4 protein-coding genes are annotated in these 2,549 nt (G+C 47.0%); all 4 read left to right on the forward strand.

Going from position 1 to position 2,549, the window contains the following annotated elements:
• Positions 1-421 (forward strand): dTMP kinase (gene tmk / locus STRDD04_RS11500; protein WP_231853906.1); only part of this gene is annotated, 421 nt, incomplete at its 5' end.
• Positions 418-1,311 (forward strand): DNA polymerase III subunit delta', encoded by an 894-nt coding sequence (locus STRDD04_RS06725; protein WP_062200529.1) that lies wholly within the window; start codon positions 418-420, stop codon positions 1,309-1,311. The genes tmk and STRDD04_RS06725, both read left to right, overlap by 4 nt.
• A gap of 18 nt (positions 1,312-1,329) precedes the next feature.
• Positions 1,330-1,647 (forward strand): DNA replication initiation control protein YabA, encoded by a 318-nt coding sequence (gene yabA, locus STRDD04_RS06730; RefSeq protein ID WP_037615318.1) that lies wholly within the window; start codon positions 1,330-1,332, stop codon positions 1,645-1,647.
• Between the two features lie 2 nt (positions 1,648-1,649).
• Positions 1,650-2,516, forward strand: a complete 867-nt coding sequence (gene rsmI, locus STRDD04_RS06735) for a 16S rRNA (cytidine(1402)-2'-O)-methyltransferase (protein WP_062200531.1) — start codon at positions 1,650-1,652, stop codon at positions 2,514-2,516.
• Positions 2,517-2,549: the final 33 nt, after the last annotated feature.

Here is a 2,549-nt window from a genome sequence, read left to right on the forward strand (position 1 = left end):
CAGTCGGCGTCAGCATCTGGCGGAGAAGGTGCTGCCTGCTTTGGAGCAAGGAACGTGGGTCCTGCAGGATCGTTTTATTGACAGCTCGGTAGCCTATCAGGGCTATGGACGGGGCTTGGCAGTTGACGAGGTAGAATGGCTCAATCGGTTTGCTACAGATGGACTCAAGCCGGATTTGACACTTTATTTCGATATTGATGTCAAGGAGGGGCTAGCACGCATTGCCAGAAACAAGGATCGCGAGGTCAATCGTTTGGACCTAGAAGGTCTGGATCTGCATGAGCGCGTGCGTCAAGGCTATCTTACTATTTTAGAAAAGGAACCAGAACGTGTCATTAAGATAGATGCCAGTCAGTCGCTGGATCAGGTGGTGGCTGATAGTCTGGAGGCTATCAGAGAACGTTTTGCAGAGGAGAAATGACAGTAGAAGATTTACGCCAGGCCCAGCCCAAACTTACAGAGATTTTTCAGCATATTTTGGAAACTGGACGACTCAACCATGCCTATTTGTTTTCGGGGAATTTTTCCAGCTTTGCGATGGCCCTGACCCTGTCCCAGAGCCTCTTTTGTGAGAATAGGCAGGGGGTCTGGCCTTGTGGTAGCTGTCGCTCCTGTCGGCTGATTGAAGCTGAGGATTTTTCGGATGTGACGGTTGTAAGACCGGTGAATGGCATTATCAAAACGGAGCGAATTCGTGAGCTGGTGAGAAATTTTTCCCAGAGTGGAGTGGAAGGGAATAGGCAGGTCTTTATCATCTGCGATGCGGATAAAATGCATCTTAATGCCGCCAACTCCCTCCTCAAAGTGATTGAAGAACCCCAGAGTGAGATTTACATCTTTCTCCTGACTGCTGATGAACAGCTGATTCTGCCGACGATTCGGAGTCGGACTCAGGTTTTTCACTTTCGGAAGAATCAGGCTGCCCTCCAGCACCAGCTGGAAGAGGCTGGCTTAATCAAAAGTCAGGCTGAACTCTTGGCTGCTTATAGCCAGACTCAGGAAGAAGCCGAGCAGCTTATCTCTAATAAGCTTTTCTTTGATTTAGTCAGTGAGAGTCAGCGCTTTGTCAAGGCTGTGCTGACCAATGAGAATCTGGCTTACCTACAGATGGCTAAGCTGGCTAAATTGGCTGAGGACAAGGACAAGCAGGAGCAGATATTGAAAATATTGGAAGTTTTGCTTGCCAAGGAAATTGGAAGCGAGTCAGGTCGCAGCAAACTGGAAGACTTACTGCAAGCCAAAAAGATGTGGCGGGCTAATGTATCCTTCCAAAACGCTCTGGAATATATGGTTTTAAAAGATGGTGCTTAAGCAGGATAGGAGCAGACAATGAATAAAAAAGAATTATTTGATGCTTTGGATGATTTTTCTCAGACGCTTTTGCTGACTCTTGCTGAAGTGGAGGCAATTAAGAAGAATCTCAAGAGTGTCGTAGAAGAAAATATCGCCCTTCAACTAGAAAATGACAAGTTGAGAGACCGTCTCGGTGAAGTAGAGCAAGCGACACCAGTCAAGAGCAATAAAAATCGGGATAATCTCCGCAAACTTTATTACGATGGTTTTCATGTATGTACAGATTTTTATGGTCAGCGCCGAGAAAACGATGCGGAGTGCATGTTCTGCGACGAGTTGTTATTTAGGGAGTAGAAATGCAGATTCAAAAGAGTTTTAAGGGACAGTCGCGCTACGGTAAGCTGTATTTGGTAGCGACTCCCATTGGGAATATGGATGACATGAGCGTTCGCATGGTCAATACCCTCAAGGAAGTGGATGTCATTGCGGCCGAAGACACCAGAAATACTGGTCTCCTGCTCAAATACTTTGGGATTGAGACTTGGCAGATCAGCTTTCATGAGCACAATGCTCAGGAAAAGATACCGGTCTTGTTGGACTTGCTCAAGTCTGGGCAAAATCTGGCTCAGGTATCGGATGCTGGCTTGCCCAGTATTTCAGATCCAGGACATGATTTGGTCAAGGCGGCTATTGCTGAGGACATTGCTGTGGTAACGGTTCCTGGGCCAAGTGCTGGGATTTCCGCTCTGATTGCCAGTGGTTTAGCGCCTCAGCCTCATATTTTTTATGGTTTCTTGCCTCGCAAGACAGGGCAGCAGAAGGAGTTTTTCCAGAGTAAAAAGTCTTATCCAGAGACACAGATCTTTTACGAATCTCCCCACAGGGTCAAGGCTACGCTGGAAAATATGCTGGAAGTCTATGGCGACCGCTCAGTGGTCTTGGTTCGGGAATTAACCAAAATCTATGAAGAATACCAGCGAGGAAGGATTTCTGAGTTGATAGACTATCTGGCGGAAAATTCCCTCAAGGGCGAGTGCCTCCTGATTGTGGCCGGTGCTAGCTTAGAGAAGGAAGATAAAGCGGATGCAGACCTCTTGGCTGAAATTGACAGCTTGGTCCAATCCGGTAGCAAGAAAAATCAGGCTATCAAGGAAGTGGCCAAAAAATACGGGCGCAATAAGAGTCAGCTCTATGCCCTTTATCATGAAGAAGACAGAAACTAGTCCTATCCGGCTAGTTTTTTTTGCGGCTCTTTG

This window comes from Streptococcus sp. DD04 (assembly GCF_001578725.1).
GTDB lineage: Bacteria > Bacillota > Bacilli > Lactobacillales > Streptococcaceae > Streptococcus > Streptococcus sinensis.

Coding starts and splice junctions, on each gene's coding strand:
- yabA (WP_037615318.1), top strand. CDS start 1,330: ATGAATAAAAAAGAATTATTTGATGCTTTGGATGATTTTTCTCAGACG.
- STRDD04_RS06725 (WP_062200529.1), top strand. CDS start 418: ATGACAGTAGAAGATTTACGCCAGGCCCAGCCCAAACTTACAGAGATT.
- rsmI (WP_062200531.1), top strand. CDS start 1,650: ATGCAGATTCAAAAGAGTTTTAAGGGACAGTCGCGCTACGGTAAGCTG.